General features: G+C 29.4%; 7 protein-coding genes. All 7 read left to right on the forward strand.

The window, feature by feature from the left end; genetic code table 11:
• Positions 1 to 478: 478 nt before the first annotated feature.
• Entirely contained in the window at positions 479 to 1,024 is a 546-nt protein-coding gene (locus LJD34_RS15385; RefSeq protein WP_227360307.1) for a type III toxin-antitoxin system ToxN/AbiQ family toxin, read from the forward strand.
• Positions 1,025 to 1,087: 63 nt separating this feature from the next.
• Positions 1,088 to 1,972 (forward strand): ROK family protein, encoded by an 885-nt coding sequence (locus LJD34_RS15390; protein WP_119362913.1) that lies wholly within the window; start codon positions 1,088 to 1,090, stop codon positions 1,970 to 1,972.
• A gap of 10 nt (positions 1,973 to 1,982) precedes the next feature.
• On the forward strand, positions 1,983 to 2,654 hold the full coding sequence (locus LJD34_RS15395) for a hydrolase (RefSeq protein ID WP_032091681.1): 672 nt from the start codon (positions 1,983 to 1,985) through the stop codon (positions 2,652 to 2,654).
• Positions 2,655 to 2,727: 73 nt separating this feature from the next.
• Positions 2,728 to 3,615, forward strand: a complete 888-nt coding sequence (thyA, locus tag LJD34_RS15400) for a thymidylate synthase (protein ID WP_227360308.1) — start codon at positions 2,728 to 2,730, stop codon at positions 3,613 to 3,615.
• Positions 3,615 to 4,085, forward strand: a complete 471-nt coding sequence (locus LJD34_RS15405; RefSeq protein WP_227360309.1) for a dihydrofolate reductase — start codon at positions 3,615 to 3,617, stop codon at positions 4,083 to 4,085. The genes thyA and LJD34_RS15405 overlap by 1 nt, the downstream gene beginning before the upstream one ends.
• Positions 4,086 to 4,089: 4 nt before the next feature.
• Positions 4,090 to 4,803 (forward strand): lysophospholipid acyltransferase family protein, encoded by a 714-nt coding sequence (locus LJD34_RS15410; RefSeq protein WP_227360310.1) that lies wholly within the window; start codon positions 4,090 to 4,092, stop codon positions 4,801 to 4,803.
• The gene (locus LJD34_RS15415; RefSeq protein ID WP_227360311.1) at positions 4,803 to 5,459 is read left to right on the forward strand and encodes an alpha/beta fold hydrolase; all 657 of its coding nucleotides are present in this window, start codon (positions 4,803 to 4,805) and stop codon (positions 5,457 to 5,459) included. Before LJD34_RS15410 ends, LJD34_RS15415 begins: the two co-directional genes overlap by 1 nt.
• The last annotated feature ends 76 nt before the right edge of the window (positions 5,460 to 5,535 follow it).

Consider the following 5,535-nt stretch of genomic DNA (forward strand, 5'->3'; position numbering starts at 1 on the left):
CTGTGTAAGACCTATAATGTATTGTCATTAGAGGCTGTAGTGGTTGAAGCAAGAAGCTCCGACTTCTAAACGAAGTGTAAGTCGGAGTAGTTCACTTATTGTCAATACCATGGAATCCATGTATTAAAAATAGATGAATAATCTTAATAAATCAATTGTATTTTGAGACAAAAATTGCTATTATAACAGTGGAGAAATTGTCTTCAAAAATCAGGAGATTCCCTGCCAAATAGTGGGAGCTAAAAAATCAGGAGATTCCCTGCCAAATAGTGGGAGCTAAAAAATCAGGAGATTCCCTGCCAAATAGTGGGAGCTAAAAAATCAGGAGATTCCCTGCCAAATAGTGGGAGCTAAAAAATCAGGAGATTCCCTGCCAAATAGTGGGAGCTAAAAAATCATAGATTTCTTATAAGAAATCAAATACTTATACGAAGAGAGAACCTCTTCGTTTTTTTATTATCTAAAAGGAGCTATATTTATGAAATTATATGAAATTGATAGTCAATATATGGAATATTTATACAAAGCAGATTCAAAAGTTTTAATACATAATAGTGGAAATCATCAAAGAAAATTTATTGCTATAAAAGTATTAATAAATGGTTATAAGTATTTTGTTCCCTTATCTTCACCTGATAAAAGAGATTATTATAATGATCAAGATGGTCATAAAAAAGTTCAATTTACACGAGTTCCAACTATTAAAAGAATATTTAATGGGAATCCAACGGTTGAATCATATCTAGGAAAGTTATTATTTAATAATATGATTCTTGTTCCTGAAGGATGTTATCATGAGTTTAATATTTTTTTAGAAAAAGATTTAAAGTATAAGAGATTATTAATAAATCAAGTTCAGGTTTTAAGAAGTTTTAAAAATCAAGAGGATATATTGAGACGAGCACAAATTGTTTATAAACTGAAAAAAAGAAAATCTTCTTATAATTATATAAAATTAGCAACGGTTGATTTTGAATTATTGGAAAGAAATTGTGATAAATGGAATAAGGTGTTTATAAAATAAGGATGTTAATGATTTGTTCAAAAAAATATATTATAATAATGTAAGAAACGAAAGGAGAAGCTTATGAAAAAATATTTAGCGTTTGATGTTGGGGGAACATCTGTCAAATATGCTGTTGTAAATGAAGAAGGAGGAGTGTCTTCATCAAATAAATTTAAAACACCAGATACATTAGAAAAAATGTATCAAGAAATAGAAAATGTAGCTCATGAATATCAAGATGTAGAAGGAATTGCTTTATCAATGCCAGGAGCTGTTGATAGTGATGGTGGTATTATTTATGGTTCAAGTGCTATCGATTATATTCATGGTCCAAATATTAAAGAAGATTTAAAACAACGTTTAAATAAAGATGTTGAATTTGAAAATGATGCTAACTGTGCAGCCCTTGCAGAAGTATGGAAAGGTGTTGCATGTCATGAAAATGATTGCTGTTTTATTGTTAGTGGAACAGGAATTGGTGGAGCAGTTATTAAAGATCGTCATGTTCATCATGGAAATGCATTACATGGTGGAGAATTTGGTTATATGATTATGAGATATGATCAAGATGAAAAGAAATATTATACATGGTCAGATGATGGATCAACTGTTGCGGTAACTAAAAGAGTGGCTAAGGAACTAGGCGTTGATTATCATACTTTAGATGGTAAAGAAGTTTTTGATCAAGCGGATAATAATGAAGTTTATAAAAAATATGTTGATGAATATTATCGTACTCTTGCAATGGGTATTTATAATTTACAATATGCTTATGATCCAAGCATGATTATTATTGGTGGAGCTATTTCATCAAGAAGTGATTTATTAGATAAAGTCAATGAACAATTAGATATTATTTTTTCTCAATTAACGCATGCACATGTACGACCAAATATTAAAGTATGTCAATTTGGAAATGATGCGAATTTAATTGGGGCAACATATCATTATATTCAAAGACATTAAGGAGGATTTTATGAATAAAGCAATACCTAAAATCAATACCCAACTTAGAAGTCATACAATTCTTGTACCTGAAGTTTATCGTGAAGCTACAGGAGTTTTAATTAATGGAAAAAGAATTAAATCATTGGTTTTTTCAACAGATGTAGCGGTGATTGCTAATTGTAATGCGGATGCTGTTATTGCGGTTTATCCTTTTACACCAACAATTCAAATTACAGAAGCAATTATTTCAGTTGCTCAAAGACCTGTTTTTGTTGGTGTTGGTGGTGGAACAACTGCCGGTAAACGTGTTGAATCGATTGCTTTAGATGCAGAGTTACATGGAGCCACAGCTGTTGTTTTAAATGCACCAACAACAACTGAATTTGTTCAAAATCTAGCAGATGATATTGATATTCCTGTTGTTTTAACAATTGTTTCTTTAAATGAAGATTTAGAAAAAAGAATGTTACATACGAAAGCAAATATTATAAATGTATCTGGAGGAAAAGATACTGTTAAAATTGTTAAAAAATTAAGAGAAATTGATCCTAATTTCCCTATTATTGCTACTGGTGGACCAACAGAAGAAACAGTTAGAGAAGTTATTCAAGCAGGAGCAAATGCTGTAACCTTTACACCACCTACAAATGGTGAAATCTTTAAAGGAATGATGGAAGAATATCGACATAGATATGATTAAGAGGAGAAATCCTCTTTTTTTGTAGATGACAATTGAAATGATTTTCTATATAATTGACAAAGAGGTGAATGAAATGAAACAATATTTAGATATGTGTCAATACATATTAGAAAACGGTCAAGATAGAGATGATCGTACAGGAACAGGAACACGTAGTGTTTTTGGTTATCAAACACGTTATGATTTAACAGATGGTTTTCCTTTACTTACAACAAAGAAAATGTTTTTAAGACCTATTGCTGAAGAATTATTATGGTTTATTAAAGGAGATACTAATATAAAATATCTTGTTGATAGAAATGTGAAGATTTGGAATGAATGGCCTTATGAAACTTTTAAGAAAAGTGAAGATTTTCATGGAGAAACTTTAGAAGAATTTGTTGCTAAAATCAAAGAATTACCAGCAGATGATCCATTTGTTGTTAAATATGGTGAATTAGGACCAGTTTATGGTAGACAATGGCGTAATTTTAATAATGAAGGTGTTGATCAAGTAGCAAAACTTGTTGATTCATTAAAAAATAATCCATTTTCAAGAAGACATATTATTTGTGCCTGGAATCCAGCAGAAGTTGATGAAATGGCACTTCCACCATGTCATGCTTTCTTACAGTTTTATGTAAGCAATGATAAAAAATATTTAAGTTGTCAATTATATCAAAGAAGTGCAGATACATTTTTAGGAGTACCATTTAATATTGCAGCTTATGCTTTATTTACAGCAATGCTTGCTCAAGTATGTGGGTACAAACCAAAAGAATTTGTGCATACTATAGGAGATGCTCATATTTATAAAGATCATTTTGATGTTGTTAAGGAACAAATTTCTAGAACTCCTTACCCTAAATGTCAACTTGTTTTAAATCCAGAAGTTAAATCTATTTTTGATTTTACAATAGATGATATTAAAATTGAAAATTATCAATCTCATGGCAGACTTGTTGGAAAGGTGAGTGTCTAATGATTTCTATTATTGTAGCAACAAACGATGATTTATTAATTGGTAAAAAAGACTCTTCTAATGGAATGCCTTGGCATAATAAAGAAGATTTACAACATTTAAAAAAAACAACACTTCATCAAACAATTTTAATGGGAAAAACAACATACATGGCAATAGGAAGACCACTTCCTCATAGAAAAACAATTGTTGTAACCCGTGGTGAATTAGATGATGAACGTGTAGAAGTAAGACATGATTTAGTAGAAACGATTCAAGAATATAAAAATAAAAAGGAAGATTTATTTATTTGTGGAGGGGCTTCTATTTATAAGCAAGCACTTCCTTATGTAGATGAACTGATTATTTCTAGAATACCAGGAAAACATGAAGGCGAAACCTATTTTCCAAGTTTTGACGAATATAATTTTCAATTAGAAAAAGAAACACAAATGGAAACATTTGTCTTACAAATCTATAAAAAGGGATGATGATATGAAAAGAATTATTTTAGTTATCTTAAGATGTATTTTTAAATTACCTTATTGGTGGTTTTATAAATTAAAACAATATCAAAATAAAGAAAAATATCCAACAATTGATGAAGGATATCAATTTATACATAATGTTGCTGATGAAATTGTTAAAAAAGCAAGAGTAGATTTAGAATGTTATGGTTTAGAAAATCTTCCTCAAGAAAATGGATATCTCATTACTCCTAATCATCAAGGATTATTTGATATTGTGGCTGTTTTTAAAACACATGATAAAACAGCTAAATTTGTATTAAAAAAAGAATTAGCATCTACAATTTTAATTAAAGATGTTGTTAAAACATTAGACTATTATGCTTTAGATCGTAGTAGTATTAGAGATGGTGCCAAAATGGTTAAAAACGTTTCTAAAGAAATAGAAGCTGGTATGAATTATGTTATTTATCCAGAAGGAACACGTTCTCAACAAGGTAATAAAATAGGTGAATTTAAAGGTGGAACCTTTAAAATTGCTTTAAAATCTCATTGTCCAATTGTTCCAGTAGCAATGATTGATTGTTATCAAGTATTTGATAACAATACAATTAAACCCGTAAAAGCACAAATTCATTATTTAAAACCAATTGAATATGATGAATATAAAGATTTAAAAACACCTGAAATTGCTGCTCTTGTTCAAAGTAGAATTCAAGCGTGTATGGATGAGTATTGTTAATGTTTATACATGTAAATGGTGTGCGCTTGTTTTATGAAAAACAAGGAACAGGGAAACCTTTAATTTTACTTCATGGAAATGAAGAAGATCATCGTATTTTTGATGAAGCTATAGAATTATTAAAAAAGCATTATACTGTTTATGCTGTTGATTCTAGAGGACATGGTCAAAGTGATAAAGTTCTAGAATATCATTATCTAGATATGGCAAAGGATATTCAAGAAATGATTGAACAACTTGAATTAAAAGATGTTTCTTTAATGGGAAGTAGTGATGGAGCAATTATTGGTTTATTAATAGGAAGTCTTTATCCAAAACTTGTAGATCATTTAATTCTTGCAGGAGTCAATGTTAAACCTAATGGTGTTATATTAGAAATTTATCAAGAAATGAAGGAACAATATCAAAAAACAAAAAATCCTTTAATTAGAATGATGTTAGAAGAACCCCATATTTCTAATCAACAACTTCATCAAATAGAAGCTAAAACATTACTGCTTGCAGGAAGTAATGATTTAATTAAATTAGATCATATTGAACGTATTTCACATCATATTAAAAACTGTGAGTTTAGAATTCTCGAAGGAGAAGATCATAGCAGTTATATTATTCATAACAAAAAGATTGCTAAAATTATATTAGAAGAATTAAAATAAAGGGGATGTTACGAAATAATTTAAAATGGACCCTGTAAAACGGACACAAGAAAAAAAGTACTTTGGTGCTTAGTCC

Origin of the sequence: Faecalibacillus sp. MSK20_93, assembly GCF_020589945.1 — a bacterium.
GTDB classification, from domain to species: Bacteria; Bacillota_I; Bacilli_A; order Erysipelotrichales; family Coprobacillaceae; genus Faecalibacillus; species Faecalibacillus intestinalis.